This window comes from Pelomonas baiyunensis, assembly GCF_043555935.1.
Taxonomy (GTDB): domain Bacteria; phylum Pseudomonadota; class Gammaproteobacteria; order Burkholderiales; family Burkholderiaceae_C; genus Pelomonas; species Pelomonas baiyunensis.
In genome coordinates, this window is the sequence record NZ_JBIGIB010000006.1 from 173,378 (window position 1) to 199,984 (window position 26,607).

Below are 26,607 nucleotides of genomic sequence, written 5' to 3' on the forward strand. Positions count from 1 at the left end.
GTTCACAGAGAGGGCAGGTGGAGGTCGTTCTTGCGGGCGCAGGCGGCGGCGATGTCGTAGCCCGCGTCGGCGTGGCGCATGACGCCGGTGGCCGGGTCGTTGAAGAGCACGCGCGCAAGACGCTGGGCGGCGGCGTCGGTGCCGTCGGCCACGATCACCACGCCGCTGTGCTGCGAATAGCCCATGCCCACGCCGCCGCCATGGTGCAGGCTCACCCAGGTGGCGCCGCCGGCGGTGTTGAGCAAAGCGTTGAGCAGCGGCCAGTCGGACACGGCATCGCTGCCGTCCTTCATGGCTTCGGTCTCGCGGTTGGGGCTGGCGACCGAGCCGCAGTCCAGGTGGTCACGGCCGATGACGATGGGCGCCTTCAACTCGCCGCGCTTCACCATCTCATTGAAGGCCAGGCCCGCCAGGTGGCGCTGCCCCAGGCCCAGCCAGCAGATGCGCGCGGGCAGGCCCTGGAAGGCGATTCGCTCGGCCGCCATGTCCAGCCAGCGGTGCACGCGGGTCTCTTCGGGGAAGAGTTCCTTGATCTTGGCATCGGTTTTGGCGATGTCCTCCGGGTCGCCCGACAGCGCCACCCAGCGGAACGGCCCGCGCCCTTCGCAGAACTGCGGGCGCACGTAGGCGGGCACGAAGCCGGGGAAATCAAAGGCATTGGCCACGCCCTGATCCTTGGCGACCTGGCGGATGTTGTTGCCGTAGTCCACCGTGGGCACGCCCAGGGCCTGGAAGTCCAGCATGGCTTGCACATGCACCGCGCAGCCCTGGGCGGCGGCGGCTTTCAGCGCGGCGTGCTGGGCAGGGTCTGCCGCGGCGGCCTTCCATTGCTCCACGGTCCAGCCGGCGGGCAGGTAGCCGTTGAGCAGGTCGTGGGCGGAGGTTTGGTCGGTCACGATGTGCGGGGCCGGTGCGGTGCCGGCCTTCACGCGCTTCACCAGTTCGGGCAGCACCTCGGCGGCATTGCCCAGCAGCGCGATGGAGATGGCCTTGCCCTCGGCGCCGTAGCGGCGCAGGCGCGCGATGGCGTCGTCCAGGTCGGTGGCCTGTTCGTCCACGTAGCGGGTCTTCAGGCGGAAGTCGATGCGGCTTTGCTGGCACTCGATGTTCAGCGAGCTGAAGCCCGCGAACGTGGCGGCCAGCGGCTGCGCGCCGCCCATGCCGCCCAGGCCGGCGGTCAGCACCCACTTGCCCTGTGCCACGCCGCCGTAGTGCTGGCGGGCGGCCTCCGCAAAGGTCTCGTAGGTGCCCTGCACGATGCCCTGCGTGCCGATGTAGATCCAGCTGCCGGCGGTCATCTGGCCGTACATCATCAGCCCGGCGCGGTCCAGCTCGTTGAAGTGCTCCCAGGTGGCCCAGTGCGGCACGAGGTTGGAGTTGGCCAGCAGCACGCGCGGCGCGTCGGCATGGGTGCGGAACACGCCCACCGGCTTGCCGCTCTGCACCAGCAGGGTTTCGTCGTCGCCCAGGGTGCGCAGCGTGGCCAGGATGCGGTCGAACGCCTCCCAGTTGCGCGCGGCCTTGCCAATGCCGCCGTACACCACCAGCGCGTCCGGGTTCTCGGCCACGGCGGGGTCCAGGTTGTTCTGGATCATGCGGTAGGCGGCCTCGGTCAGCCAGCTCTTGCAATGCAGCTGGGTGCCGGTGGGGGCTTTGACGGGGCGGGGCAGGGCGGTCACACGCGTCTCCTTGAAAGTGCGCTGACTCTACTTGTCTATACAAGTAAGGTCAACTAGCATCACGCCATGCCCAGATCACCGGTCACCTCCGAGCCCCAGTACCTCAAGGTCAAGAACCACCTGCGCGAAGGCATTGCCAGTGGGCACTGGGTGGCGGGCGATTTGCTGCCCAGCGAGGGCGCGCTGGTGGGGTTGTTCGAGGTCAGCCGCATGACGGTGAACCGGGCGCTGCGTGAGCTGGTGCAGGAGGGGCTGATCGAGCGCGTGCAGGGCGTGGGCAGCTTCGTGGCGCAGTTGCACCGCATCTCAAGCACGCTGAACGTGCGTGACGTGCACGAGGAAATCCTGGAGCGCGGCCACCAGCACGAGGCGCGGGTGCAGGCGCTGACCAAGGGCAAGGCCACGCCGCAGCAGGCGGCGGAGCTGGGCCTCAAGCGCGGCGCGCCGGTGTTCCTGAGCTTGATCGTGCACCTGGAAAACGGCGTGCCCATCCAGGTGGAAGAGCGGGCCGTGAACCCCGCCTGCGCGCCGGACTACCTCGCGCAAGACTTCACCCAGATCACGCCCACGCACTACCTGCTGCAGGTGGCGCCGCTGTCCGAGGCGCGCTACATGATCGAGGCCGCCTTGCCCGGCGAGGTGGAGGCGCGGCTGCTGGGCATCAGCCGGCGCGACCCGTGCCTCGTGGTCAAGCGCATCACCTACAGCCGCGGCGTGGCCGTGACGGCGGTTCGCCTCACCCACCCCGGTGGCCGTTACCAATTGCAAGGGAGCTTTTCCGCATGAGAGCGGGTGCGCTTTGCTGCGGACAATGGGCGCTGACTGGCAGCCGGTGAGGACAAGAACATGAGTTGGAGCAGGGTCAGCGCGGTGGATGTGCAGCCGCAGACCTGGAAAAACGGTGGCGGCACGACACGCGAATTGCTGGCGTGGCCGCATGCCCACGACTGGGCGGTGCGCTTGAGCGTGGCGCGTGTGGAGCGGGACGGGCCGTTTTCGGCCTTCCCCGGCGTGCAGCGCTGGCTGGCCGTGATCGGCGGCGCGGGCCTGCGCTTGTTCGACTGGCCCCAAAGCCAGGGCGACGAGCCCCTGTGTTTTGACGGCGGCTTGGCCCCGCAGGCGGAACTCGTCAAAGGCGGCTGCGATGTGCTGAACGTGATGGAGCGCCGAGGCAACCTGGAGATCGAATCGGCCCACCACGTGCTGTTGCCGCGCACGCCGTGGGTGGGGCTGTTCACCGTCAAGGGCGGCCTGTTGGAGCACGGCCACCGCGCCATGCCCATGGCACCGATGACACTCGCCTGGTGCGAGCAGCCCGTCATCCAGAGCTGTGTGTTCACCGGCGAAGGTGCGGCCTGGTGGCTCACCTGGACGGAGGCGTAAGCGCGATGCAGTGCTGGCAAGGCGCGCGATTGGCCACCCTCGCGGGGGATCGCGGCTGGGGGCTGATCGACGACGGCGCCTTGTTGGTGGACGACGCCGGCCGGCTCTGCTGGGTGGGGCCGCGCGCCGAGGTGCCGGCGGCCGACGCGGTGGTGGACCTGGGCGGCGCCCTGGTCACCCCCGGCCTCGTGGACTGCCACACGCATCTGGTGTACGGCGGCAACCGCGCGAACGAGTTCGAGATGCGGCTGCACGGTGCGACGTATGCCGAAATCGCGCAGGCGGGCGGCGGCATCAAGTCCACCGTGGCGGCCACCCGCGCAGCCAGCGAGGCCGATCTGCTGACGGCGGCACGCCGCCGGGTGCGCGCGCTGATGGCCGAGGGCGTAACGACGGTGGAGGTGAAGTCTGGCTACGGCCTGGACGCCGCCACCGAAGCCCGCATGCTGCGCGTGGCCCGCGCGCTGGCCCATGAGCCGCTGCAGGTGCGCACCACCTACCTGGCCGCGCACGCGCTGCCCCCTGAGGCGACGTCGGCCGATGCCTATGTGGACGCCGTGTGCGCCTGGCTGCCCGAGCTGCACCAGGCCGGCCTGGTGGACGCCGTGGACGCGTTTTGCGAGCACATCGCCTTCAGCCCGGCCCAGGTGGCGCGGGTGTTTGACGCGGCGCGCGCCCTCGGCCTGCCCGTCAAGCTGCACGCCGAGCAGTTGAGCGACCAGGGCGGCGCGGCGCTGGCCGCGCGGTACGGCGCGCTGTCGTGCGACCACCTGGAGTTTTTGAGCGCTGACGGCGTGGCGGCGCTGGCCGCCGCGGGCACCGTGGCCGTGCTGTTGCCGGGCGCGTATTACGCACTGCGGGAAACGCAGCTGCCGCCGCTGCAGGCGCTGCGCGATGCGGGCGTGCCGCTGGCGCTGGCCACCGACCACAACCCCGGCAGTTCGCCCACGCTGTCGCCCCTGCTGATGCTGAACATGGCCTGCGTGCTGTTCCGCATGACGCCGGAAGAAGCGCTGCGCGGCATGACCGTGAACGGCGCGCGCGCGTTGGGCCTGCGCGACCGCGGGCAACTGGTGGCGGGCCAGCGGGCCGACTTCTGCGTGTGGGACGTGGGCCACCCGCGCGAGCTGGCGGCCAGCTTTGGCCACAACCCGCTCATCCACCGGGTCTACGAAGGACGCATTCAGGGAGGCGCATGACCGTCTACACCTTGCAGACCGGCCGGGTGCCGCTGCTCATCAGCCTGCCGCATGTGGGCACCGACATCCCGCCGGAGTTGCACGACCGCCTCGTGCCCCGCGCGCTGGCCAGCGAAGACACCGATTGGCACCTCGAACGCCTGTACCGGCCGCTGGCCGAGCGCCTGGGCGCCAGCCTCATCGTGCCGCGCTACAGCCGTTACGTGATCGACCTGAACCGCCCGCCGGACGACCGGCCGCTGTACCCCGGCGCGTCGGGTGGCACGGGCCTGATGCCCACGCATTTCTTCAGCAGCGAGCCGCTGTACCGCGAGGGCGCCGAGCCCGATGCCGCCGAGATCGCGGCCCGGCGCGAAGCCTGCTGGCGCCCGTACCACGATGCGCTGGCGGCGGAGTTGCAGCGCCTGCGCGCGCAGCACGGGCGTGCGTTTCTGTTTGACGGTCACAGCATCCGCTCCGTGCTGCCGTGGCTGTTTGACGGCGAGCTGCCCGCCTTGAACCTCGGCACCGCCGATGGCGCCTCCTGCGCGCCGCAGGTGACCGAGCGCCTGGGCGCAGTGCTGGCGGCGCAGTCGGCCTACACGCAGGTGGTGAACGGCCGCTTCAAGGGCGGCTACATCACGCGGCACTACGGCCAGCCCGGCACGGGCGTGCACGCCGTGCAGCTGGAGATGTGCCAGCGCTGCTACATGGACGAGAACGCCGACCCGCGTGGGGCCTATGACGAGGCCCGTGCGGCGGGCGCGTCGGCCGTGATTTCCTCGTTGCTGGAGGCCTTGCTGGCATGCCCGGTTTGAAGCGATGGCACGCGCCGCTGGCGTGGGTGGGCGGGCGCTGGGCCCGCGATGTGTTGCTGGTGGCCGACGCGCAAGGGCACTGGGCCGAGATCACGCCCGGCGTACCCCAGCCGGCGGAGGCCGAGCGGCTGGGCGGGCCGGTGATTCCGAGCCTGGTCAATGCCCACAGCCACGCCTTCCAGCGCGCGTTCGTGGGCCTGGCCGAGCGCCGAGAGGCCGGGCAGGACGACTTCTGGAGCTGGCGTGACCGCATGTACGCGCTGGCGCTGCGCATCTCGCCCGAGCAACTGCGCGCCGTGGCCACGCAGCTGTATGCCGAGCTGCTGCGCGGCGGCTACACACAGGTGTGCGAGTTTCACTACGTGCACCACGCCGCCCATGCGGCCCAAGGCGGCCAGCCGTTTGAGGACGAGCTCGACATGGCCTGGGCCCTGGCCGCGGCGGCTGAGGAGGTGGGCATCGGCCTCACGCTGCTGCCGGTGGTCTACACCCGCAGCGGCTTTGGGGCCACGGGCTTGCGGCCGGACCAGCACCGCTTCCGGGCCGACGCGGCCTGGGCCTGGCGGGCTTGCCAGCGCATCGGCGCGGCCGGGCTGCCGCGGGTGAACGCGGGCGTGGCGCTGCACTCGTTGCGGGGGGCGTCCACGGACGACATCGAGCAGTTGCTGAGCGCCGTGGGCCATGCCGACCTGCCGCTGCACATCCACGTGGCCGAGCAAACCGCCGAGGTGGACGACTGCCTGCAGGCCACCGGTTGCCGGCCCATCGAGTGGCTGGCCCAGCAGGGCTGGCTGGACGCGCGCTGGCAGCTGGTGCACGCCACGCACGCCGAGCCGGCCGAGATCGACGCGGTGGCCCGCGCGGGCGCCGGCATCGTGATCTGCCCGGGCACCGAGGCCAACCTGGGCGACGGCCTGTGCGACCTGCCGCGCTGGCTGCAGCATGGCGTGCCGCTGACGGTCGGGTCCGACAGCCAGGTCACGCGCGGTTGGGTGGAGGAACTGCGCTGGCTGGAATACGGCCAGCGGCTGAGCCTGCGCCAGCGCAACGTGTCGGCGGCGCCGGGTTCGCAGCCGTCCAGCGCGGCGCGGCTGTTCGACGCGGCCGTGGCCGGTGGCGCCCGGGCGGCCGGGTTGGCCGGCTGGGGGCTCCAGGCCGGCGCGCGGGCGGACTTCATCGTGCTCAACCGCGAGGCCGACAGCCTGCGCGGCCTGCCCGACGCTGCCCTGCTGGACGCGGTGGTGTTTGGCAGCAACGGGTCGCCCTGGCAGTCGGTGTGGGTGGCCGGTCGGGCGCGGCCCTGGCGGGCGCCCCAGCGGGTGGGCGAGGCGTTTGAAGCGGCCATGCAGGCCCTGTGGGCAGGCGCCGAACCCCGTTAAAGATACCCTTGGCGCGTCAGGCTGAAGTCGTTAGGCTTTCGGGCACAAGTCCACGGAGGGCGGCGATGAAGCTGAGCGATTTCTCGATCAAGGCGCGTCTGTTGGCCCTGGCGGCCATGGCCGTTCTGGCGATGCTGGTGGTGGGGGTGCAAGGCTTGCTGAGCCTGTCCAGCTCCAAAGCGGCGTTCGTGCACTACGTGGACAACGACGTCGAGGCCCTGGCCCACCTGGCCGGCGTGCGGGCCGGCGTGGGCAACTTGCGCCGCTACGAGAAAGACTCCCTCATCAACCTGGCCGACGCGAAGGCCGTGGCCAAGTACCGCAAGGAATGGGACGAGACCTTTGAGAAGGTGGCTGCGAGTCTGGGCAAGATGGAGGCGCTGGATCTGCCGGGTGACCTGAAGCGGCGCCCGCAGGAATTGCAAAAAGCGCTGCAGGACTACCGCACCGGCTTTTCGGGCATCCAGCAGCGCGTGGCCCAGGGCGAGTTTGCTGACACGGCCGCTGCCAACCAGGCCATGGAGCCGGTCAAAGGCTCGGTGCGTGCGATGGACAAGGTGCTGGCCGACATGACCGACCAGATCGACAAGCATTCGGCTGCCCAGGTCGCGGCGCTTGACGCGCACGAGCAATCCATCCGCCGCAACTTGTTGATCGTGGTGGTGGTGGCGGTGCTGCTGCTGTCGGGCTACACCACGGTCAACATCCGCTCCATCTTGATGCCGCTGGCTGCGGCGGTGAAGTCCGCCGAGCGCATTGCCGGGCACGACCTGAGTCAAAGCGTGCGGGTGGTGGGCACCGATGAAACCGCCGCCCTTATGCGCGGCGTGCAGGGCATGCAGGCCTCGCTGGTGCAGATCGTGACCGGCGTGCGGGAGAGCACCGACGGCATCGCCACGGCCTCGCGCGAGGTGGCCGTGGGCAGCCAGGACTTGAGCAACCGCACCGAGCAGGCCGCGTCCAGCCTGCAGGAAACCGCATCAGCCATGGAGCAGTTAACCGCCAGCGTCAACCACAACGCCGAGTCCGCGCGTCAGGCCAACCAACTCGCGCTGGATGCTGCCGACGTGGCCCGCCGAGGCGGCGCGGTGGTGGACGAGGTGGTGCAGACCATGGGCCAGATCAGCGCGTCAGCCGCCAAGATCGGCGACATCATTGCCGTCATCGACGGCATCGCCTTCCAAACCAACATCCTGGCGCTGAACGCGGCGGTGGAAGCCGCGCGGGCCGGCGAGCAGGGCCGCGGCTTCGCGGTGGTGGCGGCCGAAGTGCGCACGCTGGCGCAGCGGTCGGCCGAGGCGGCCAAGGAGATCAAGGGCCTGATCCTGGCCAGCGGCGAGAACGTGGACAACGGCGCGGCGCTGGTGGCGCGGGCCGGTGAAACCATGCACGAAATCATCGGCGCGATCGGGCGGGTCAGCACCATGGTGGGCGAAATCAGCCACGCCACCGGCGAGCAAAGCTCCGGCATCGGCCAGATCGGCCAGGCCATTGCCAACCTCGACCAGATGACCCAGCAGAACGCCGCCCTGGTGGAAGAGTCCGCCGCGGCGGCGGCCAGCCTGCAGCAGCAGGCCGACGAGTTGACGCGCTCGGTGGCGGTGTTCCGCCTGAGTTGAGCGGTTGGCCCATTTGCGGGCCGTGGCTGTCGATTCAGCGGCCCCGGGCGTTATTCGTCGCGCGGGGCTCGTGAGGGTGAGGGGGGCGGCGCACCATGCGGCCATCGCAACCCAAACCCTGGAGCCGCTGATGAACACCCCCACCGCCCGCGACCCGATTCACACCCCCGCGTCGGCCCCTGTGGCGCCCGACCTGCACGCCCTGGCGGCGCGTCGGGTGGACCTCAAGCTCGGCTTTCTGACGCACCTGGGCGTGTTCCTGGCCGTGAACACGGGCCTGGCGTTGCTGGGCTACCTGCGGGGCGGTGAGTTGCACCTGCCGTTCCCGGTCTGGGGCTGGGGCATCGGCCTGGTGGCCCATGCGGTGGGCACGGCGATCAGCCTGTCCGGCCCCAGCCTGCGGGAGCGGCTGATGGGCGCAGAACTTGCCGCCCTGCAAAAGCGCTGAGCGGCAAGAACACGCCGGCGGGCGGGCTGTGCCGCCCGCGCGGCGTCAGGCAGCGGCCACCTCGGCCGCGCCCGCGCGCCGGCGGCTGAAGCGCTGGATCAGGTCGTCCACGATCTCGTACAGCACCGGAATCACCAGCAAGCTCAGCAGCGTGGAGGTGATGAGCCCGCCGATCACGACGATGGCCATCGGGGCCCGGAAGCTCGGGTCGGTGCCGAAACCCAGGGCGATGGGCATCATGCCCGCGCCCATGGCCAGCGTGGTCATGACGATGGGGCGGGCCCGCTTGTGGCAAGCGTCCAGCAGTGCGTCCAGGCGGCTCAGGCCTTGCTCGCGCTGCGCCACGATGGCGTACTCCACCAGCAGGATGGAGTTCTTGGTGGCGATGCCCATCAGCATGATCATGCCGATCATGGCTGGCATGGACAGGTCGGTGCCGGTCACGAACAGCGCCAGGATGGCGCCCGGGATGGACAGCACCAACGCCCCCAGGATGGTGACCGGCTGCACCCACGCGTGGAACAGCAGCACCAGCACGATGTAGATGCACGCCACGCCTGTGCCCATGGCGAGCAGGAAGCCCTGGCCCAGTTCGGCAAACGCTTCCGCGTCGCCGATCTCGGCTTTGGTCACGCCCGGGGGCAGCTGCGACAGGCTGGGCAGCGCCGCTGCGGCGGCCTGCACCTCGCTCAGGGGCTGGCCGTTCAGGGCGATCTCGAAGTTGACGTTGCGCAGCCGGTCGTAGCGGTCGATCTGGGCCGGGCCACTTGTGAGGCTCAGCTCGGCCACCTGGCGCACCGGCACCGGGCCGTGGGCCCCAGGCACGGTCAGCTCGCCCAGCAGGGCCAGGTCTGCGCGGGCTGCGTCGGGCAGGCGCACGACGATGGGCACCTGGCGCTGCGCGAGGTTGAGCTTGGGCAGGAACTGGTCGTAGTCGCCCGCGGTGGCGATGCGCAGCGTCTCGGCAATGGCGGCGGTGGACACGCCCAAGTCCGCCGCACGCGCGGCGTCGGGCTTGATGAGCAGCTCGGGGCGCTGCAGGCTGGAACTGCTGGTGACCTGGCCGATGCCGGGCAGCGTGCGCAGCTCTTTCTCCACCTTGGCGGCGTGCAGGGCCAGGGCCTCGCCGTCTTCCCCGGCCAGCACCAGTTGGTACTTGTCGTTGGAGCCGCCGAACGTCACCTTCAGGCGCGCGCCGGCAATCGGCTCCAGCCGCTCGCGCAGTTCGCGTTCGATCTGCTGCTTGCTGGTGCCGCGGCGCTCCTTGCGGGGCGTGAGGTTGAGCGTCAGCGTGGCTTTGCGGGCCTCGGCGGCGCCGGCCATGGCGAAGGGGTCGCTGCCGGCGCTGCCGCCGCCCACGGCGGTGTAGACCAGCTTCACGTGCGGGTGGGCCGCCGCCACGGCGCGGGCCTGCTCGGCAATCACTTGCGTCTGCGCGTAGGTGCTGCCGGGCGGCAGCTCGATGCTGATCTGCGTCTGGCTCAGGTCGTCCGGCGGCAGGAAGGCGCCGGGGATCTGGCCCATGAACAGCGGCGTGCAGGCCGCCACGCCAAACGCCGCGGTGATGGCCATGGTCTTGCCCTTGTGCGTGAAGGCCCAGCGCGCGGCGCGCAGGTAGGTGGGCATCCAGAAGGGCTCCTTGTGGGCGTGTTTGGGCGCCTTCAGGAGGTAGGCCGCCATCATGGGCGTGAGCAGCCGCGCCACCACCAGCGAGAAGAACACCGCGATGGACGCCGTCCAGCCGAACTGCACGAAGAACTTGCCCACCACGCCGCTCATGAAGGCGGTGGGCAGGAACACGGCGATCAGCGTGAAGGTGGTGGCAATCACGGCCAGGCCGATCTCGTCCGCTGCCTCACGCGCGGCTTCCAGCGGCGTCTTGCCCAGGGTGAGGTGGCGCATGATGTTTTCGATCTCGACGATGGCGTCATCCACCAGCACGCCAATCACGAGCGACAGCGACAACAGCGTCACCACGTTGAGCGTGAAGCCCATCCACTGCATGACCATGAAGGTCGGGATCGCGCTCAGCGGCAGCGCCACCGCGCTGACCAGCGTGGCCCGCCAGTCGCGCAGGAAGAACCACACCACCAGCACCGCCAGGAAGGCGCCCTCCAGCAGCAGCGAGAGGCTGCCGTTGTAGTTCTCGATCACCGGGTCCACGAAGTTGAAGGCCTCGGTGACGGTGATGTCCGGGTGGGCGGCCTTGAGCTCGGCCAGTGCCGCGCGCAGCCGCTCGGCCAGGTCCACCTCGCCAGCGCCACGGGCGCGCACGATCTCGAAGCCCACCACGGGCTTGCCGTTCAGGAAGGCGCCGCTGCGGGTTTCGGCCAGGGTGTCGCTCACGGTGGCCACCTGGTCCAGCCGCACGTGGCGGCCGCTGGCCAGCGGGATGTCCAGCGCCGCCAGTTGCTCGGCGCTTTGCACGGTGGCGATGGTGCGTACCGACTGCTCGGCGCCACCCAGCGTGGCGCGGCCGCCCGGGGCTTCCTGCTGCACGCTCTTGAGCTGACGCGACACCTCGGCCGCACTCACGCCCAGGGCCAGCAGGCGGGCCGGGTCCAGCGCCACGCGCACTTCGCGGCTCACGCCGCCCACGCGGGCCACCGAGCCCACGCCGCGCACCGACAGCAGGCGCTTGGTGACCTGGTTGTCCACGAACCAGCTCAGCGCCTCGTCGTCCATGTGGCTGCTGGAGACGGTGTAGGTCAGGATGGGCGTGCCCGACAGGTTCATCTTGGTGATGACCGGGTCGCGCAGGTCGGCCGGCAGGTCGGCGCGGACGCGAGCCACGGCGTCGCGCGTGTCGTCCTGGGCTTCCTGCAGCGGCTTTTCCAGGCGGTACTCCACCGTGATGGTGGCGGTGCCGTCCTGCACCTTGGTGTAGATGTGCTTGACGCCTTGCGCCGTGGCGACCGAGTTCTCGATCTTGCGGGCCACCTCGGTTTCCATCTGCGCCGGGGCTGCACCGGGCAATGAGGCGGTGACGACGATGGTGGGCAGTTCGATGTCGGGGAACTGCTGGATCTTCATCTTGCTGAAGCCGACCAGGCCGGCCGCCGTCAGCATGATGAACAGCATCAGGGCCGGCACCGGGTTGGCGATGGACCAGCGGGAGAGGTTGAACATGGTGGGTCTCTCCTTACGGGGCCACGCGAACGGTGTCCCCATCCGCAAGGAAACCCACGCCCGACTCCACCACCGCTGCACCCGCCGCCAGCCCCGCGCGAATCTCCACGCGGTCGCCTTCGCGGCGGCCCACCTGCACCTTCTGCTGGCGCACCTTGGTGCCGTCGATGCGGAACACGTAGCTGAAGCCGTCGCGCAGCAGCACGGCGGTTTGCGGCAGGGTCAGCGCCGGGCTGTCGCCCAGCAGGAACTCGCCGCGGGCGAACAGGCCGGCGCGCAGGGCGTCGCCCGCCGGCAGGTCCACGTAGACCAGGCCGTTGCGGGTCTGGGCGTCCACCTGCGGGGCCACGCGGCGCACGCGGCCTTCCACGGCCGGGGCGCCGCTGGGCTGCAGTCGCACGCGCTGGCCCGGTTTCACCTGCGCCAGCTCGGCGCCGGGCACCTCGGCGCGCCACTCCAGCCGGCCGCCGCGTTGCAGGCGGAACAGCTCGGCCCCGGGTTGCACCAGCGCCCCCGGCGTGGCCAGGCGAGCGCTGATGACACCGTCGTCCGGCGCGGTGATGCGGGTGTAGGCCAGGCGCAGCTGGTCGGCCTGCACGCGGGCTTGCGCTGCGGCCACGCGGGCCTGGGCGGCGGCGTCGGCGGCCAGGGCTTGGTCAATCGCCTGGGCCGACAGCGCCTCGCTGCCTTGCAGCGTTTTCACGCGGGTGGCGGTCTGGTGGGCGTCGCGGGCGCTGGCTTCGGCTTCCAGCAGCGCGGCGCGGCTGGCGGCCAGGTCGGCTTCCAGCGTGCCGGGGCTGAGCTGGGCCAGCAACTGGCCCTTCTTCACGCGGTCGCCCACGTCCACGTTCAGCGCCGCCAGGCGCTGGCCGCCGATCTCGGCGCCGATCACCACCTCCTGCCACGGGGCAATGGAGCCGGTGCCGGCCAGGGTTTGCGCCCAGGTGCCGCTTTGGGCCACCACGCGCTTGACGGTCAATGCGGGCTTGGGGGCGGCGCTGGCGGCTGCCGCGGGCGCAGGGTCTGCCTGGACCGGGCCGGAAGTGGCGGCCACGAAGGCCAGGGCCAGCGCGGCCGTCAAGGCCGCGGTGAGCAGGGAGAGTCGAAACTTGGAGGACTTCATGGTCAGCGGGCGGTGTTCGGTGCGGGGGTGTCGGGGGTGGCGAGGCTGGCGGCGTTCCAGCCCCCGCCCAGGGCGCGGTACAGGCGGATCCAGGCCAGCGCGTGTTCGGCCCGCACGCCCAGCGCCACGTCGTGGGCGGTGAGGGCGTTGCGGAAGGTGGTGTTGCGCTGCAGCCCGCTTTGCAGGCCGGCCAAGGCCTGGGCGTGGGAGCGGCGGGCAATGCCTTCCCACTCCAGCCGCACCGCGTCCACCTCGCGCTCGCGCTCGGCGCCGGCGGTCACGCGTTGCAGGGCGTCTTCCACCTCCTGCACGGCCACCAGCCACTGCGCCTGCAGGGCGGCGGCGGCCTCGTCGGTGGCGGCGCGGGCGGCGTCACCCGCGGCCACCAGGGCGCCGCCGTCGAACAGCGGCAGGCTCAGGCTCGGGCCCACGGCCCAGAGCGTGCTCTGGCTGGGCTTGGCGGTGCCGCTGATGCGGGTCTGGCCCGCCAGGGCCCCCAGGCTCAGCTGCGGGTAGCGCTGGGCGTCCACGCTGCGGGTGGTGTGCGCGGCGGCCAGCCAGCGCTGGTGGGCGGCGGCCAGGTCGGGGCGTTGCGCCAGCGCTTGGGCGGGCACGCCGTCCAGCGTGAAGGCCGGGGCGCGAGGCTGGGTGCGGTGGATCTCGAAGCCCGTGGGCACCACGGCCGGTGGGGCCAGTTCGGTGGCCAACACCTCGGCCCGTTCGGCGCACAGCTGGGCCAGGGCGTTGAGCGCGATCTGCGCCTCGGCGCGGGCCGCGCTGCGGGCGGCGGCGGCAGCAGCGCGTTCGGTGTTCAGCAGGGCGGCGTCACTGGCGCTCATCAGGCCGGCGGCCTGTTGCTGGCGCGCCCAGGCGCTCATCTGCTCGGCAAAGCGGGTGTCCAGCTCGGCCGACTCTTCACGCGCCTGCGCCAGGCGCAACTGCACGTAGGCCTGGGCCACGTCGGCCGCCAGGCTCACGCGGGCGGCGTGCCAGTCGGCCGAGGCCGCGCCGGCTTGGGCGGTGGCGGCCAGGGCGGCGGCGCGCTGGCCGCCGAACAGGTCGATCTCCCAGCTGGCGGTGAACTGCGTGTGGCTTTGGGTGCTGTCGCCTGCCACGCCGTTCAGGGTGCGGCCGCGCTGCACCTGGGTGGTGAGGCCGCCTTGCGGCAGCAGCCCGGCGCGGGCCTGCGCGGCGCCGGCTTGGGCTTGGCGGCGGCGGGCGGCCGCTTGCTCCAGCGTCGGGCTCTGGGCCTCGGCGCGGGCGATCAATCGGGTCAAGGCCGGGTCACCAAAGGCCTGCCACCAGTCGGCCAGCGCGGCCGTGCTGCCGCCGTGCGGCAGGGGCGAGCGCCAGGCGGCTGGCACGGCGGCGGGCGTGGGCGGGGCCACGGGAGTGGGCGTGGTGCAGGCGGCCAGCAGCAGCGGCAACGCCAGCGCCAGCGCGGCAAGGCGGAAGGGAGGGGTCATTCGGAGAAAGCGGGCTGGGCGTGGAGGGCGCGCTCGTAGGCCACCAGGGCGCAACCCCAGTCGGCCAGGCGGTGGCAGGTGCGTTCCAGCAGCGGGTCGTCGGCCAGCAGTTCGGGGTGGAAGGCGTCCAGCATCGGGCGCGTCATGGAGTAGTCGTGCGCCATGGCCTGCAGGCCCATGGCCAGCTGGTGGATGGCGGCGTCCGGCGCGGCCAGGCCGGCGTGGCGGGCCAGCAACTGCGCAAAGCGGTCGAAGATGGGGCCCACCTCCTGCGCCACGGTGTGCATGAACACCGGGCTCGGGGCCTGCATTTCGCGGAAGAACAGCTGCGCATTGCAGCTGCCGTCGTCGAACAGGAAGGGCCGCAGGAAGCGGCAGATGGATTCGTGCAGGCCCAGGGCCGGGTCGTCAAACCCGTCGAGCTGCGCCTGCAGGCCGCGCACCGGCTGGCGCAGCACCTCGGCGTAGAGGCCGTCTTTGTCGCCGAAGTGGTAGTGGATGGCGCCCGGGTTCACGCCCGCGGCGGCACAGATCTCGCGGGTGGGCACGGCGTCCACGCCGCGCTCGCCGAACAGGCGCATGGCCTCTTGCAGCAGGCGTTCGCGGGGGGGCAGCGCCGCCGGGGCGGCTGATGCGGGGGCGGAAGGAGCGGCCGACGGGGGCAGCGGTGGCTTGACGGGCATGGGCCCGGATTCTCAAGCCAACCAAGCGCTTGCTTGGTCTCGTTTTGTATCGTTTTATCTCGCGGACCGGCGGCCCCGTGCCCGGGTTGGGTCGCCTCAGCCGGCCCCGAGGGCGCGGGTCAGGGCGTCCGCCGGCCGCAGCGCGCCAACGTCCATGCCCCGCCAGTTGCGCAGTTGCAGATGGCTGTAGCCGCTCAGCAGTTCGTCCTCGGTCTTCAGCAGCGCCCGTGCCACGGCGGCCATGGCGGCTTCGGCGGCGCGGGCGGCGCCGTCATCGATCTTCAGCGCCACGCCCAGCCCCAACTCGGGCAGCGCGGCGCAGTACACGCCCTCCGCGCCAATCTTGCAGAACAGCCGCTCGCCCAGGGCCTGCATCACGCGGGTGTCGAACCGGTCAGTGCCGGCCACCATGAACGGCGCTGCCGCCACAGCCTGGCGCAGCCGGCGGGCAGCGCGCGCGTGGCCGTCGCTCAAGCCGTGGCCCGTGCCGCAGCGGGCAAACGCCATCGCCAGCGAGCGCAGTGGCAGGGCGTAGGTGGGGATGGAGCAGCCATCGGTGCCGCGCGGCGCGCGTTCGGCGTCCACGCCCGTGGTGGCCGACAGAGCAGCGGTGACTTCGCGCATGACCGGGTGCTCCGCCGCCACATAGCCGCGCGCAAATTCGGTGGGCTCGGCCCCCGCGTTGCGCGCCATCAGGCAGGCCAGGCACACGAAGCCGCTGTGCTTGCCGGAGCAGTTGTTGTGCAGGGCCGTGGCGTGTTCGCCCCGCGCCACCATGCCCTTGAGCACGGGTTCGCGGCTGGGCCACTGTGTGCCGCATTCCAGCGCGTTCACATCGAGCCCCAGCTTCGTCAGCACCCCCGCGGCCGTGGCCACGTGCTCGGGTTCGCCGCTGTGCGAGGCGCAGGCCAGCGACAACTCAGCATCGGTCAGCCCAAACGCCTCGGCCGCGCCGCTGGCCACCAGCGGCAGGGCCTGCAGCATCTTCACGGCCGAGCGCGGAAAGATGGGCCGGTCGATGTCGCCGAGTGCGGTGTGCACGGCGCCCGAGGCGTCGACGATGGCGAGGGCGCCGGTGTGGGTGGATTCGACGGTGCGGCCGCGCAGCACGTCAATGAGGATGGGGTTCATGGAGGAAGGGCGTTGGGTTCGGATCCAGGGGGCGGGCGGGCTCAGTCCACGTGCACCCGGTTGCGTCCGCCGTGCTTGGCGGCGTAGAGCGCGCGGTCGGCGCGTTGCAGCAGGTCGTCGCTGCGGGCCAGCACCTGCGGGGCACCACCGGCGATGCCGATGCTGATGCGCACGCTGAGCCCGGGGGCAATGGCGGCCCAGTCGTGCTCGGCCACGGCCAGCCGCAGGCGTTCACAGATTTCGGCGGCCTTGGTGGGGGTGCAGTTCACCAGCACGGCCACGAACTCTTCGCCGCCGATGCGGGCCAGCAGGTCGGCGCTGCGCAGCCGGTGGCGCAACAGCTGGGCCAGGTGTTGCAGCACCACGTCGCCCACGCCGTGGCCGTAGGTGTCGTTGATCTGCTTGAAGTGGTCCACGTCTAGCGCGGCCACGCTGAGCACTTGGCCGGACACGCGTGCGCCTTCCACCAGCAGGGGCAGGGCGAACTCGGCATGGCGGCGGTTGTGCAGGCCGGTGAGCACGTCCTCGTGGGCAGCGCGGTCCAGGGCCTTGGCCTGTTCGCGCAGGCGTTGCTGCTCGCTCTCCAGGTGCGCCGCGCGGGCGCGCTCGCGCCGGGCATCGGCCAGCGCGCTGTCCGCGCGGGCGCGGGCCTGCTGCACCTGGTCGCGGATCAGGATCACCTCGGTTTGCAGCACGAGGTTGTCGCGCGTGATCTGGCGGTCCAGCGCCACCAGGTCCTCCAGCCAGCCCAGGGCCTCGCGGTACTCGGCTGTGGCCCGGCAGGTTTCGTAGAGGTGGCGCACCAGCAGCCGGCGCAGCTTGGGCGGGGGCTCGGTGGCGGCGTGCAGCAACTGCTGCAATTGCGTCACCGCCTCGGTGGCATGGCCTTGCAGCCGCAGCAGCACGGCGCGCTGCACGTCGGACTCCAGCGCCAGCGGGCGGTAGCCATGCCGGTGGGCCAGCTGGCCGAATTCTTCGATCAACGGCTGCACCGCACTGAGCTGGCCGCCTGCCAGCAGTGCATTCACGAGGTTGGACAGCGCCACGGCGACCTGGAAGGGGCTGTCCGACCGACGGGCCAGGGCCACGGCGTCTTCCGCAGTGCGGCGGGCTTGGGCGGCAGCCTCGGCCGCGGCAGTGGCCTGCTGGCGCTCCTCGGCGTCGTCCACCCGGCGCAGCCAGTAGTAAGCGAGGTTGTTGTGGCACGAGAAGCGCAGCTCGGCCGAGCCGCTGGCTGCCGCCACCTCCAGGGCTTGCTCGGTGGACGTGCAGGCCTGCGCCGGGTTCTCCAGGCTGGCGTAGGCCACGCCCACGCGGTTCAAGGCCCAGCCTTCGCGCTCCGGGTCGCTGGCCTGGCGTGCGGCCGCCAGGGCCTTCACGGCGGCTTCCAGCCCTTCGCGGCCCATGAGCAGTTGGCTGTACACGTAGCTCTGGCTGGTCAGGGCATCGGCCCGCAGGCCGGCATGGCCCAGTCGCTCGGCCAGGGCCAGGGCTTCGGCGGCGCTGCGCGCGCTGGCGGTGAGGCGCCCGAGCCGGGGGCTGTGGTGGGCCAGCTGGGCCAGGGCCGCGCAGCGCGTGGCGAGGTCGTCGGCAGGCGCTTGCAGCACCAGGGCCTGCAGCGTGTCGCACGCGGCTTGGTAGTCACCACAGGCGGCCTGTTGACGCGCCAGGTCGAGGGGGCCTGGGTTCTGGGCGGCCGCCGCGGGAGGGAGGGCGGGGGCCGCTGCTGTGAACGAAGCGGGCAAGTCGTGCATGGGCCGGGCCATTGTGCACAGCCTGAAAATCGGCGCCATGACGCAAGCCCTGCTTTTTGGTATCGATTTCACCAGTGCCCCGCGTGCGGCCAAACCCATTCGCGTGGCCCGGGGCGAACGCCAGGGTGCGGTGGTGCGGCTGGCTGGGTTGCAGTCGCTGTTGAGCCTGGAGGCGTTTTCAGAGTGGCTGGCCACGCCGGGGCCGTGGGTGGGCGGGTTCGACCTGCCGTTCGGCCTGCCGCGCGAGTTGGTGCAGACGCTGGGCTGGCCCCTGGACCATGCGGCCTTGATGGCGCACTACGCCGCGCTCAGCCGCGACGAGATCCGCACGCAGTTCGCCGCGTTTTGTGATGCGCGGCCGGTGGGTTCCAAGTTCGCCCATCGCGTGTGCGACGGCCCCGCCAACGCCAGCCCCAGCATGAAGTGGGTGAACCCGCCGGTGGCCTACATGCTGCATGCCGGCGTGCCGCGCCTGCTGGCGGCGGGCGTGTGGCTGCCGGGGCACCAAGCGGCCGGTGGCGACCGCGTGGCGCTGGAGGCCTACCCGGGGTTGCTGGCGCGGGAGCTCATCGGCCGGCGCTCGTACAAGAGCGACACCAAGGCCGCGCAGACGACCGAGCGGCTCATTGCGCGCAAAGACATGGTGGACGCGCTGGAGCAGGGCCGCACGCGGCTGGGCCTGCGCCTGAAGCTCAGCCACGCCCAACGCGACGACCTGGTGGCCGACGCCAGCGGCGACAGCCTGGACGCGGTGCTGGCGCTGCTGCAGGCCGCCTGGGCCAGCACGCAGCCGCGCTTCGGCTGGCCGGAGGGGGCCGACCCGCTGGAGGGCTGGATCGTCAGCGCCTGACCGGGACGGGCGGGGGAGCGGGCGGGGCGGGCGTTGCCCACAGCCGACGCGGGCGACACTTTTTGGGGCTGGCGGTGCGGGTGCGGATCTTGCTGATCCCAGAATCGCCGGTTTGGCATGCCGACCGGCCTGCCGCCAACCCGACCTGCCGAGGTGCCCCACCGTGAACCTGACCCGCTGCCTGCCCCGCCTGTCTCTGCTGACCGCGTTGTTGAGCGCGGTGCCGCCCGCCGCGTGGGCCCAGGCGTCGCCGGACGCACCGGCTGCGGCGCTGGGGCGGGTCACGGTCACCGGCTCCAACATCCGCCGCGCCAGCGCCGAGACGCCCAGCCCGGTGCAAAACCTCACCGCGGCCGACATCGCCCGCACCGGCTACAGCACGCTCGGCGAGGTGCTGCAGCACCTGTCGGCCAACAACATGGGCTCGCTGGGCCAGGCCACGCCCGGGGCCTTTGGTGCGGGGGGCAGCGGCATCTCGCTGCGCGGGCTGACCGTGGGGGCCACGCTGGTGCTGATCGACGGCCACCGCATGGCGTCGTACCCGCTGCCGGACGACGGCCAGCGCGATTTCGTGGACATCGCGTCCATTCCGGTCGAGGCCGTGGAGCGCGTGGAGGTGCTGAAGGACGGCGCCTCGGCCATCTACGGCTCGGACGCGATGGCCGGCGTGGTGAACGTCATCCTCAAGCGCAGCCACGAAGGCACGGTGCTGCAGGCCGAGGTGGGCCGTGCGTCGCGCGGCGACGGGCGCATGGTGAAGGTGTCGGGCATTCGCGGCTTTGGCGACCTCACGCGCGACGGCGTGGCGGCGTACGTGAGCGCCGGCTTTCGGCGCCAGGGCGCGGTGCTGCTGAGCGACCGGCCGGCGCTGGGCGGGTCGGACTGGACGCGCTACGGCGGCGAAGACCTGGGCCTGGTGGCCAACCCCGAGTTGCAGGTGGCGCCGCAAACGCGCACCTACAGCCTGCTCGGCAAGGTCACGGCCCTGTTGCCGCAGGACTGGACGCTGGCGGTCTCGGCCTCCGTGCTGGGCAGCCGGGCCACGCAGGTCGGGCTGCTGAACTGGGTGTCGCCGGCGGGTGGCATCACCACGTTCAACTTCAGCCCGGCGCACCCGGTGCCGCAGCCCACGGCGTTGAACGGCACCAACGTGATCGACCCGGCCACGGGCAGCCCGGTGGACAACGAGTTCGGCGACCTGCCGGCCCAGCGATCGCAAACGTCGACCCAGTCGCAGCGCTTGGTGGCCGAGGTGTCGGGCGGCGTGGCCGGCTGGGATGTGCAGGCCACGCTGGGCCTCACGCGCGTGGCCACCGAGCTGACGCTCAAGAACTTCATCAGCCTGCCGGCGCTGCAGGCGGCGCTCAACAGCGGCAAATACGTCATCGGCGCCAACAACCCGGCCGCCGTGTTGGCCAGCCTCACGCCGGAGGGCCGCTCCACGTCCACCAACACCTTGAATTTCATCTCGCTGCGCGCCAGCCGCGACCTGATGAAGTTGGGTGGTGGCAACCTCGCGCTCGGCACGGGCCTGGAGTTCACGAAGCGCTCGCTGGACGAGCACTTCCCGGACGGCTTCGCCACCGGCGCCCAGGCCAGCAACATCTACGCGTTCGGCGTGGGCAAGCAGACCATCTCGGCCGCCTACGTGGAGCTGGCCGCCCCGCTCACGAAACAGCTGGAGGTGGACGCCGCCGCGCGCATTGACCACTACGACACCTACGGTTCGTCCGTCACGCCCAAGGTGGGTGCCAAGTACGTGCCGGTCAAGGAACTGACGCTGCGCGGCACCTATGCCGGGGGCTTCCGCGCCCCCAACCCGGTGGAGATCGGCACCAGCGGGTCCAGTGCCGGCTACCTGCCGCCGCTGGTGGACACGGCGCTGTGCAATCTCGTGAAGCCCGGCCAGCCCTGCGACATCGGCGTGGGCGGCACGCAGTTGCAGCTGCCGGGCAAGAACCTGCGGCCGGAGAAGTCGCGCAGCATGACGCTGGGCTTCGTGTTCGAGCCGCTGCCGACCCTGAACGTGTCGGTGGACTACTACGACATCAAGATCCGCAACCAGATCGTTTCGGTGGGCCTGTTCGGCCAGGGCCAGATCGACACGCCGGAGGCCTACGGCACCCAGCTCTACCGCGTGAACAGCCCCACCACGCCGAACGCCGCGCCCACCGGGCCCGACGACACCATCCTCTACGGCACCTACCCCTTCATCAACCTGGGCAGTGCCCGCACCAGCGGTGTGGACGTGGACCTGCGCATGAAGCTGGACGCCGGCGGCTGGGGCCAGTTCATGCCGCAGCTGCAGTGGTCGCACATGATTCGCTACACCATCGACCGCGGCCCGGGCCAGGTGTACGAGATGGCCGGCACGCACGGCCCGAGCTTCGTGTCCACCAACACCGGCACGCCGCGCGACCGGGCCTCGCTGGGCCTGGCCTGGGCCCGCGGGCCGGTGGAGCTCAACGGCACGCTGAACTACATCAGCGGCATGAAGGTGCAAGACACCAGCTACAACCTGCCCGACTGCGCCTCGGCCCTGTCCACCGTGTTCCCGAACGGCCTGCCAGCGGGCGGCTCGCCGCTGTGCCGCGTGCCCTCGTTCACCACGGTCAACCTCAACGCCAGCTGGCAGGTCACGCCGGGCTTGAGCCTGCGGGCGTCGGTGGCCAACCTGTTCGACCGCGCTGCGCCGGTGGACGCGTTTGCGTCGGGCTCGTCGGGCGGTGGCGTGTCGTCCGGCGGTGCGCATTACAACCCGTCGCTGCATCAGGAAGGCGCGGTAGGCCGCTACCTCACGGTGGGCGCGAGCTGGCGCTTCTGAGCGAGAGGCGGGCGCCGGTGGCATGGCGATTGCACACCGGCTGAGAGCCCCACGCGGCACTCGCGGGCGCACCGCTTCGGGCGGCGCGCGCACTGCGGCGGTGCGGGCTGCCCTCAACTGCCGGAGCCCTGCATGAGCCGTCTCGCCGTCACCGAAAAAATCATCGCCACCAAAGTCGCCCAAGGCCTGAAATGGGCCGATGTGGCCGCCGCGGTCGGCCTGAGCAAAGAGTGGGTCACCGCCGGCTGCCTGGGCCAGATGACCTTCACCGCCGAGCAGGCCGCCGTGCTGGCACGCCTCTTCGGGTTGACCGAGGCCGAGGCGCGCTGGCTGCAGGTGGTGCCCTACAAAGGCAGCCTGCCCACCGCCGTGCCCACCGACCCGCTGATCTACCGCTTCTACGAACTCATCAGCGTGTACGGCAGCACCTTCAAGGAACTCATCCATGAAGAGTTCGGCGACGGGATCATGAGCGCCATCGACTTCAAGATGGACCTGCAGCGCGAGCCCGACCCCAAGGGCGATCGCGTCAGCATCACCATGAGCGGCAAGTTCCTGCCGTACAAGACCTATTGAGTGCGCGCGGCGCGCAGCCGGCGTGGGCGTCAGTAGCCGCGTTGGCGGTCCACCCCCGCCGGCAGTTCGCCGGTGGCGCGGTACTGGGCCACATGCGCCGCCACCAGGGCCGAGGCGCTCTCGCGGTCGGTGGGGGCGGAGATGTGCGGCAGCACGGTCACGGCGGGGTGTGCCCAGTGCCAGCTGCTGGCGGGCAGGGGTTCGGTGGCGAACACGTCCAGCACGGCGTGGCGCAGGTGCCCGGTGTCCAGCGCATCGCGCAGCGCGGCGTCGTCCACCAGGGCGCCGCGGGCGAAGTTGATGAGCGAGGCGCCCGGCCGCAGGCGCTGCAGCCGCGCCGCGTTCAGCAGCCCCCGCGTGTCGGGCGTCAGCGGCAGCAGGCACACGAGCACATCGGCCTGGGCCAGCAGCGCATCGAGCCCGTCGTCGCCGTGGTGGCTGTGCACGCCGGGCAGGGCCTTGGGCGTGCGGCTCCAGCCCAGCACCGGGAAGCCCGCCTGGCGCAGGGCCGCCGCCGCGGCCGCGCCGAGCGCGCCGAGGCCCAGCAGGCCCACGGTGCGGTGCTGCGCGCGCACGGCGGGCAGCGGCTGCCAGCGGGCCTCGCGTTGCAGCCGGGCGTAGGTTGGCATGTCGCGGTGCAGGTACAGCGTCCAGGCCAGCACGGCCTCGGCCATGGTCTGGGCGAGTTGCGGGTCCACCAGGCGCACGATGTGCAGGCGGGTGTCGGCCAGGTCGGTCATCAACCGCTCCACGCCGGCCCAGACGCTGTGCACCCAGTGCAGCGCGGGCAGGGTGCGCAGGTCGTCGGGGTGGGGGTTGGCCACGATGGCCACGCGGCAGTCGCGTCGGGCCTCGGCACTCAGCGCGGCCAGCGGTTGCACGCGCTCCTGCGGCATGGCGCGCTGCAGGGCGGCCACCCAGGCCGCGGTGCTGTCTGCATCGGCCTGGGCCACGAAGGGCAGCACGGGGCGGGTCACGCCGTGCGCGCCGCTCACTTGCGCATCAGCGTGCTCTTGCCGAACAGGCTTTCGATCAGGTCCAGCGCCACCAGCGCGGTCTGGTTCTTCACGTCCAGCGCGGGGTTCAGCTCCATCAGGTCCATGGATGCCATGCGGCCGGTGTCGTGGATCATTTCCATGCACAGGTGGGCTTCGCGGTAGGTGGGGCCGCCGTTGACGGTGGTGCCCACGCCGGGCGCCATCACGGGGTCGAGGAAGTCGACGTCGAAGCTCACGTGCAGGTGGGTGTTGTCGTCCAGCGTGGCCAGGGCCAGCTCCATGGTGTGGCGCATGCCCATCTCGTCGATGAAGCGCATGTCGAACACTTCCAGGTCTTGCTCGTGCACGAAGCGGCGCTCGCCTTCGTCGACGCTGCGGATGCCGATCTGGCGCACCCACTTCGGGCTGATGGCCGGCACGTGGCCGCCGATCTCGATCAGCTCCTTGGGGCCGAAGCCGGACAGGCACGCCACCGGCATGCCGTGGATGTTGCCGCTGGGGGTGAGGGCGCTGGTGTTGAAGTCGGCATGGGCGTCCAGCCACAGCACGCGCAGCTTCTTGCCGACATCGCGGCAGTGGCGGGCCACGGCGCTGATGGAGCCCAGGCCCAGGCAGTGGTCGCCGCCCAGCAGCATGGGCATGCGGCCGGTCTTGAGCTCGGCGTACACGGCGTCGTGCACGGCCTGGTTCCAGGCCACCACTTCGTTGAGGTGGCGGTAGCCGTCCACCGGCGGCAGCCAGGGGTTGGCCGGGCCGCTGAGGTTGCCGCGGTCCACCACGTCCACACCACGGGCGCGCAGGGCTTCGGCCAGGCCGGCCACGCGCATGGCCTCGGGGCCCATGCTGGCACCGCGGGCGCCGGCGCCGATGTCGGTGGGGGCGCCGATCAGGGAAACATTGCGAAGTTGGGTCATGGTGGTCAGGCGCCCGCAGACGCGGCAAGTTCAGGTTGTTGCGACAGCACGGCCCAGGCTTCCTCGGCCGTCTCCACGTACTGGAAGAGCTGCTCGTCGCCCGGGCTGATCATGCCGGTCTCCAGCAGCAGGTCGATGTTGATGAGGCGGGTCCAGAAGTCGCGCCCGAACAGCAGGATGGGGCGGCGGCGGCTTTTGCCGGTCTGGATCAGCGTGAGCGTCTCGAAGAGTTCGTCCAGCGTGCCGTAGCCGCCGGGGAAGCACACCAGCGCGATGGAGCGCATCAGGAAGTGCATCTTGCGCAGGCCGAAGTAGTGGAAGCGAAAGCACAGCTCCGGCGTGATGTACGGGTTCGGGTACTGCTCGTGCGGCAGCACGATGTTCAGGCCCACGCTCTTGCCGCCCACCTCATAGGCACCACGGTTGCCGGCTTCCATCACGCCCGGCCCGCCGCCGGTGGCGATGACGATGGGGCGGCCGCGGTCGGCGCAGGCCTGCGTGGCGATCTGCGCGAAGCGGCGGGCTTCTTCGTAGTAGCGGCTCATGGCCAGCTGGCCGCGGGCGCGGGCGATGGCACCCGGGTCGCCGTCAGCCTCCGCCGCCGCCAGCCGCGTGCGGGCCGTGTCCTCCGGCAGGATGCGGGCGCTGCCGAACATCACGATGGTGGCGTGCACGCCTTGCTCGTCCAGCAGCTTTTCGGGCTTGAGCAGCTCCAGCTGCAGCCGGATGGGCCGCATGTCGTCCCGCAGCAGGAAGCTCTCGTCCTTGAACGCCAGCTCGTAGGCGCTGCCCGGGCGGTCGTAGCTGGGGTGCGGGGCGAGCGTGGCGCATTCGTCCTTGGCGGACGGGAAGTTGCGTTGCGGGTGGGTGTCGCGTGAATTCATGGCAGCGGAAAACTTCGAGCGGGCGAGAGTGTCACTCAACCCGAAACCTCTCAGGGCCCGACGAACTGGTTGCGGCCCAGGGTCTTGGCGCGGTAGAGCAGTTCGTCGGCCCGCGCCAGCAGCGTGCCGGCGTCGGCGGTTTCGCCCGGGTCGCAGGTGACCAGGCCGCCCGACAGTGTGATGTGGGTCGCCACGTCCGACGCCGGGTGGGGCAGCGCTGCGCCCTGGAACACGCGGGTGATGGCCTGGGCCAGCATGCGCGCGCCGGAGCGGGGCGTGTCGGGCAGGATGAGCGCGAACTCTTCGCCCCCGAAGCGGGCGACCGAGTCCAGCGGCCGGCGCGCCACCTGGCGCAGCAAGGTGCCCACCTGGCGCAGGCAGTCGTCACCCGCGCTGTGGCCCAGGGTGTCGTTGTAGCGCTTGAAGAAGTCCACATCGCACAGCACCAGCGTCAGCGGGCTGCGCATGCGGGCGCACAGGCGCAGCGCTTCGTCGAGGTGGTCGTCCAGCCCGCGGCGGTTGAGCAGGCCGGTGAGGGCGTCGTGCGAGGCCTGGCGCTTGAGCTCGAGGTTGGCGAGGTGCAGCTCCTGCGTCAGGGCCAGCAGCTGCGCCCGCATGGCGCGCAGCCGTTCCATGGCGTGCAGCTTGGCTTCCAGCACCACGGGGTGCACGGGCTTGGTGAGGTAGTCGTCACCGCCGGCGGCGATGCCCTCGGCCACGCGCGTCGCCTCCGACACGGTGGACATGAAGATCACCGGCGTCCAGCCCTCTTGCGCGGCTTCGCGCGCGCGGAGCTGCCGGGCCAGCCAGTAGCCGTCTTCACCCGGCATCACCACGTCGCTCAGCACCACGTGCGGCTGGTGCCGGTCGAACAACTCCAGCGCCCAGGCGGCGCTGGACGCTTCGATGACCTGGTGGCCGAGTTGGTCGAGCACGTAAGCGACGCTGCCGCGCACGCTCTCGTCGTCATCCACCACCAGGATGCGCAGGCGTTGTTCGGGGTTGAGGCTCATGGTTGGGGATGGGAACACAGGGCACAAGACGGGTCGCGTTGCAGGGCGATTTCGCTCCACTGCATGCGCCGGCCATCCAACATCAGCAGTCGCCCAGCCAGGGGCTCGCCAATGCCGGCCAGCAGCTTCAGGGCCTCGGCGGCCTGCACACTGCCCACGATGCCCACCAGCGGCGCGAACACGCCCATGGTGGAGCAGGCCGCGTCTTCAAAGCCCGATTCCGGCGGGAACAGGCAGGCATAGCAAGGGTGCCGGCCGCCGCGGCTGTCGTACACGCTGATCTGGCCGTCAAAGCCAATGGCCGCACCCGACACCAGCGGCTTGCCGTGCTGCACGCAGGCGGCATTCACGCGGTGGCGGGTGGCGAAGTTGTCGGTGCAGTCGATCACCACATCGGCCGCCGGCACGAGCTGCGCCAGCAGGGCGTCGTCCGCACGCTGGGCATGGGTGTGCACGCGCACGGCCGGGTTCAGCGCCGCCATGCGCGCGGCGGCAGAGTCGACCTTGAGCCGGTCCAGGCTGGCCATGTCGTGCGCGATCTGGCGTTGCAGGTTGGTCAGCGACACGGTGTCGTGGTCCACCAGCGTGATCTGCCCGACGCCGGCCGAGGCCAGGTACAGCGCCACCGGCGAGCCCAGGCCGCCCGCGCCGATCACCAGCGCATGGCTGTCCAGCAGGCGCTGCTGGCCTTCGATGCCGATCTCGTCCAGCAGCAGGTGGCGCGAGTAGCGCAGCAGGTCGTCGTCGTTCATGGGGCG

Annotated in this window: 22 protein-coding genes; 10 read left to right on the top strand and 12 right to left on the bottom strand. The window is 71.2% G+C overall.

Features of this window, described 5'->3' with window-relative positions; genetic code table 11:
- Positions 1-2: 2 nt before the first annotated feature.
- Complete coding sequence (gene hutU / locus ACG01O_RS19465; protein ID WP_394387070.1) at positions 3-1,679, bottom strand: urocanate hydratase; 1,677 nt, start codon at positions 1,677-1,679, stop codon at positions 3-5.
- A gap of 66 nt (positions 1,680-1,745) precedes the next feature.
- Between hutU and hutC the strand changes: the two genes are divergently transcribed.
- From hutC to ACG01O_RS19500, 7 genes are all read left to right on the top strand, one after another.
- Positions 1,746-2,465 carry a histidine utilization repressor gene (gene hutC, locus ACG01O_RS19470; protein WP_394387071.1) on the top strand — a complete coding sequence of 240 codons (720 nt, stop codon included), beginning with the start codon at positions 1,746-1,748 and terminating at the stop codon, positions 2,463-2,465.
- A gap of 60 nt (positions 2,466-2,525) precedes the next feature.
- Positions 2,526-3,062, top strand: coding sequence for a HutD/Ves family protein (locus ACG01O_RS19475; protein WP_394387072.1), 537 nt, complete (start codon positions 2,526-2,528; stop codon positions 3,060-3,062).
- A 5-nt stretch (positions 3,063-3,067) separates the two neighbouring features.
- Complete coding sequence (hutI, locus tag ACG01O_RS19480; RefSeq protein WP_394387073.1) at positions 3,068-4,261, top strand: imidazolonepropionase; 1,194 nt, start codon at positions 3,068-3,070, stop codon at positions 4,259-4,261.
- Complete coding sequence (gene hutG, locus ACG01O_RS19485) at positions 4,258-5,058, top strand: N-formylglutamate deformylase (RefSeq protein ID WP_394387074.1); 801 nt, start codon at positions 4,258-4,260, stop codon at positions 5,056-5,058. The genes hutI and hutG overlap by 4 nt, the downstream gene beginning before the upstream one ends.
- Entirely contained in the window at positions 5,046-6,437 is a 1,392-nt protein-coding gene (hutF, locus tag ACG01O_RS19490) for a formimidoylglutamate deiminase (protein WP_394387075.1), read from the top strand. Before hutG ends, hutF begins: the two co-directional genes overlap by 13 nt.
- A gap of 65 nt (positions 6,438-6,502) precedes the next feature.
- Positions 6,503-8,056: a methyl-accepting chemotaxis protein gene (locus tag ACG01O_RS19495; protein ID WP_394387076.1), complete on the top strand. Its 1,554-nt coding sequence runs from the start codon at positions 6,503-6,505 to the stop codon at positions 8,054-8,056.
- Between the two features lie 130 nt (positions 8,057-8,186).
- Complete coding sequence (locus ACG01O_RS19500; RefSeq protein WP_394387077.1) at positions 8,187-8,504, top strand: 2TM domain-containing protein; 318 nt, start codon at positions 8,187-8,189, stop codon at positions 8,502-8,504.
- Positions 8,505-8,549: 45 nt separating this feature from the next.
- Here the strand turns inward: ACG01O_RS19500 and ACG01O_RS19505 are convergent, their stop codons facing one another.
- From ACG01O_RS19505 to ACG01O_RS19530, 6 genes are all read right to left on the bottom strand, one after another.
- A complete protein-coding gene (locus ACG01O_RS19505) occupies positions 8,550-11,633 on the bottom strand; it encodes an efflux RND transporter permease subunit (RefSeq protein WP_394387078.1) in 3,084 nt (1,027 codons plus the stop codon).
- Between the two features lie 13 nt (positions 11,634-11,646).
- On the bottom strand, positions 11,647-12,756 hold the full coding sequence (locus ACG01O_RS19510; protein ID WP_394387079.1) for an efflux RND transporter periplasmic adaptor subunit: 1,110 nt from the start codon (positions 12,754-12,756) through the stop codon (positions 11,647-11,649).
- A 2-nt stretch (positions 12,757-12,758) separates the two neighbouring features.
- A complete protein-coding gene (locus ACG01O_RS19515; protein ID WP_394387080.1) occupies positions 12,759-14,222 on the bottom strand; it encodes an efflux transporter outer membrane subunit in 1,464 nt (487 codons plus the stop codon).
- Entirely contained in the window at positions 14,219-14,905 is a 687-nt protein-coding gene (locus ACG01O_RS19520) for a TetR/AcrR family transcriptional regulator (protein ID WP_394387081.1), read from the bottom strand. Before ACG01O_RS19520 ends, ACG01O_RS19515 begins: the two co-directional genes overlap by 4 nt.
- Before the next feature lie 96 nt (positions 14,906-15,001).
- Positions 15,002-16,036, bottom strand: coding sequence for an asparaginase (locus ACG01O_RS19525; RefSeq protein ID WP_394387082.1), 1,035 nt, complete (start codon positions 16,034-16,036; stop codon positions 15,002-15,004).
- Positions 16,037-16,077: 41 nt separating this feature from the next.
- Positions 16,078-17,790, bottom strand: coding sequence for a GGDEF domain-containing protein (locus ACG01O_RS19530; protein ID WP_394387083.1), 1,713 nt, complete (start codon positions 17,788-17,790; stop codon positions 16,078-16,080).
- 37 nt (positions 17,791-17,827) lie between these two features.
- Between ACG01O_RS19530 and ACG01O_RS19535 the strand changes: the two genes are divergently transcribed.
- The 3 genes from ACG01O_RS19535 to cynS all read left to right on the top strand — a co-directional run bounded on the left by ACG01O_RS19535 (position 17,828) and on the right by cynS (position 22,040).
- The gene (locus ACG01O_RS19535; protein ID WP_394387084.1) at positions 17,828-18,640 is read left to right on the top strand and encodes a DUF429 domain-containing protein; all 813 of its coding nucleotides are present in this window, start codon (positions 17,828-17,830) and stop codon (positions 18,638-18,640) included.
- Between the two features lie 163 nt (positions 18,641-18,803).
- A complete protein-coding gene (locus ACG01O_RS19540) occupies positions 18,804-21,464 on the top strand; it encodes a TonB-dependent receptor (RefSeq protein ID WP_394387085.1) in 2,661 nt (886 codons plus the stop codon).
- A gap of 132 nt (positions 21,465-21,596) precedes the next feature.
- Entirely contained in the window at positions 21,597-22,040 is a 444-nt protein-coding gene (gene cynS / locus ACG01O_RS19545) for a cyanase (protein WP_394387086.1), read from the top strand.
- A 29-nt stretch (positions 22,041-22,069) separates the two neighbouring features.
- On the opposite strand, the gene ACG01O_RS19550 is transcribed toward cynS, so the two are convergent.
- From ACG01O_RS19550 to ACG01O_RS19570, 5 genes are read right to left on the bottom strand one after another with little or no spacing between them, the layout of a single operon-like run.
- Positions 22,070-23,035, bottom strand: coding sequence for a 2-hydroxyacid dehydrogenase (locus ACG01O_RS19550; protein ID WP_394387087.1), 966 nt, complete (start codon positions 23,033-23,035; stop codon positions 22,070-22,072).
- Positions 23,032-23,952: an arginase gene (rocF, locus tag ACG01O_RS19555; protein ID WP_394387088.1), complete on the bottom strand. Its 921-nt coding sequence runs from the start codon at positions 23,950-23,952 to the stop codon at positions 23,032-23,034. The genes ACG01O_RS19550 and rocF overlap by 4 nt, the downstream gene beginning before the upstream one ends.
- Positions 23,953-23,957: 5 nt before the next feature.
- Positions 23,958-24,836 carry an LOG family protein gene (locus ACG01O_RS19560; RefSeq protein WP_394387089.1) on the bottom strand — a complete coding sequence of 293 codons (879 nt, stop codon included), beginning with the start codon at positions 24,834-24,836 and terminating at the stop codon, positions 23,958-23,960.
- Positions 24,837-24,886: 50 nt separating this feature from the next.
- Positions 24,887-25,849 (bottom strand): GGDEF domain-containing response regulator, encoded by a 963-nt coding sequence (locus tag ACG01O_RS19565; protein ID WP_394387090.1) that lies wholly within the window; start codon positions 25,847-25,849, stop codon positions 24,887-24,889.
- The gene (locus ACG01O_RS19570; RefSeq protein WP_394387091.1) at positions 25,846-26,601 is read right to left on the bottom strand and encodes a HesA/MoeB/ThiF family protein; all 756 of its coding nucleotides are present in this window, start codon (positions 26,599-26,601) and stop codon (positions 25,846-25,848) included. The genes ACG01O_RS19565 and ACG01O_RS19570 overlap by 4 nt, the downstream gene beginning before the upstream one ends.
- Positions 26,602-26,607 lie beyond the last annotated feature (6 nt).

Coding starts and splice junctions, on each gene's coding strand:
- ACG01O_RS19535 (WP_394387084.1), top strand. CDS start 17,828: ATGACGCAAGCCCTGCTTTTTGGTATCGATTTCACCAGTGCCCCGCGT.
- hutC (WP_394387071.1), top strand. CDS start 1,746: ATGCCCAGATCACCGGTCACCTCCGAGCCCCAGTACCTCAAGGTCAAG.
- rocF (WP_394387088.1), bottom strand. CDS start 23,952: ATGACCCAACTTCGCAATGTTTCCCTGATCGGCGCCCCCACCGACATC.
- ACG01O_RS19570 (WP_394387091.1), bottom strand. CDS start 26,601: ATGAACGACGACGACCTGCTGCGCTACTCGCGCCACCTGCTGCTGGAC.
- ACG01O_RS19520 (WP_394387081.1), bottom strand. CDS start 14,905: ATGCCCGTCAAGCCACCGCTGCCCCCGTCGGCCGCTCCTTCCGCCCCC.
- ACG01O_RS19530 (WP_394387083.1), bottom strand. CDS start 17,790: ATGCACGACTTGCCCGCTTCGTTCACAGCAGCGGCCCCCGCCCTCCCT.
- ACG01O_RS19505 (WP_394387078.1), bottom strand. CDS start 11,633: ATGTTCAACCTCTCCCGCTGGTCCATCGCCAACCCGGTGCCGGCCCTG.
- ACG01O_RS19560 (WP_394387089.1), bottom strand. CDS start 24,836: ATGAATTCACGCGACACCCACCCGCAACGCAACTTCCCGTCCGCCAAG.
- hutI (WP_394387073.1), top strand. CDS start 3,068: ATGCAGTGCTGGCAAGGCGCGCGATTGGCCACCCTCGCGGGGGATCGC.
- hutG (WP_394387074.1), top strand. CDS start 4,258: ATGACCGTCTACACCTTGCAGACCGGCCGGGTGCCGCTGCTCATCAGC.
- ACG01O_RS19510 (WP_394387079.1), bottom strand. CDS start 12,756: ATGAAGTCCTCCAAGTTTCGACTCTCCCTGCTCACCGCGGCCTTGACG.
- ACG01O_RS19515 (WP_394387080.1), bottom strand. CDS start 14,222: ATGACCCCTCCCTTCCGCCTTGCCGCGCTGGCGCTGGCGTTGCCGCTG.
- ACG01O_RS19495 (WP_394387076.1), top strand. CDS start 6,503: ATGAAGCTGAGCGATTTCTCGATCAAGGCGCGTCTGTTGGCCCTGGCG.
- ACG01O_RS19525 (WP_394387082.1), bottom strand. CDS start 16,036: ATGAACCCCATCCTCATTGACGTGCTGCGCGGCCGCACCGTCGAATCC.
- cynS (WP_394387086.1), top strand. CDS start 21,597: ATGAGCCGTCTCGCCGTCACCGAAAAAATCATCGCCACCAAAGTCGCC.
- ACG01O_RS19475 (WP_394387072.1), top strand. CDS start 2,526: ATGAGTTGGAGCAGGGTCAGCGCGGTGGATGTGCAGCCGCAGACCTGG.
- ACG01O_RS19500 (WP_394387077.1), top strand. CDS start 8,187: ATGAACACCCCCACCGCCCGCGACCCGATTCACACCCCCGCGTCGGCC.
- hutF (WP_394387075.1), top strand. CDS start 5,046: ATGCCCGGTTTGAAGCGATGGCACGCGCCGCTGGCGTGGGTGGGCGGG.
- ACG01O_RS19565 (WP_394387090.1), bottom strand. CDS start 25,849: ATGAGCCTCAACCCCGAACAACGCCTGCGCATCCTGGTGGTGGATGAC.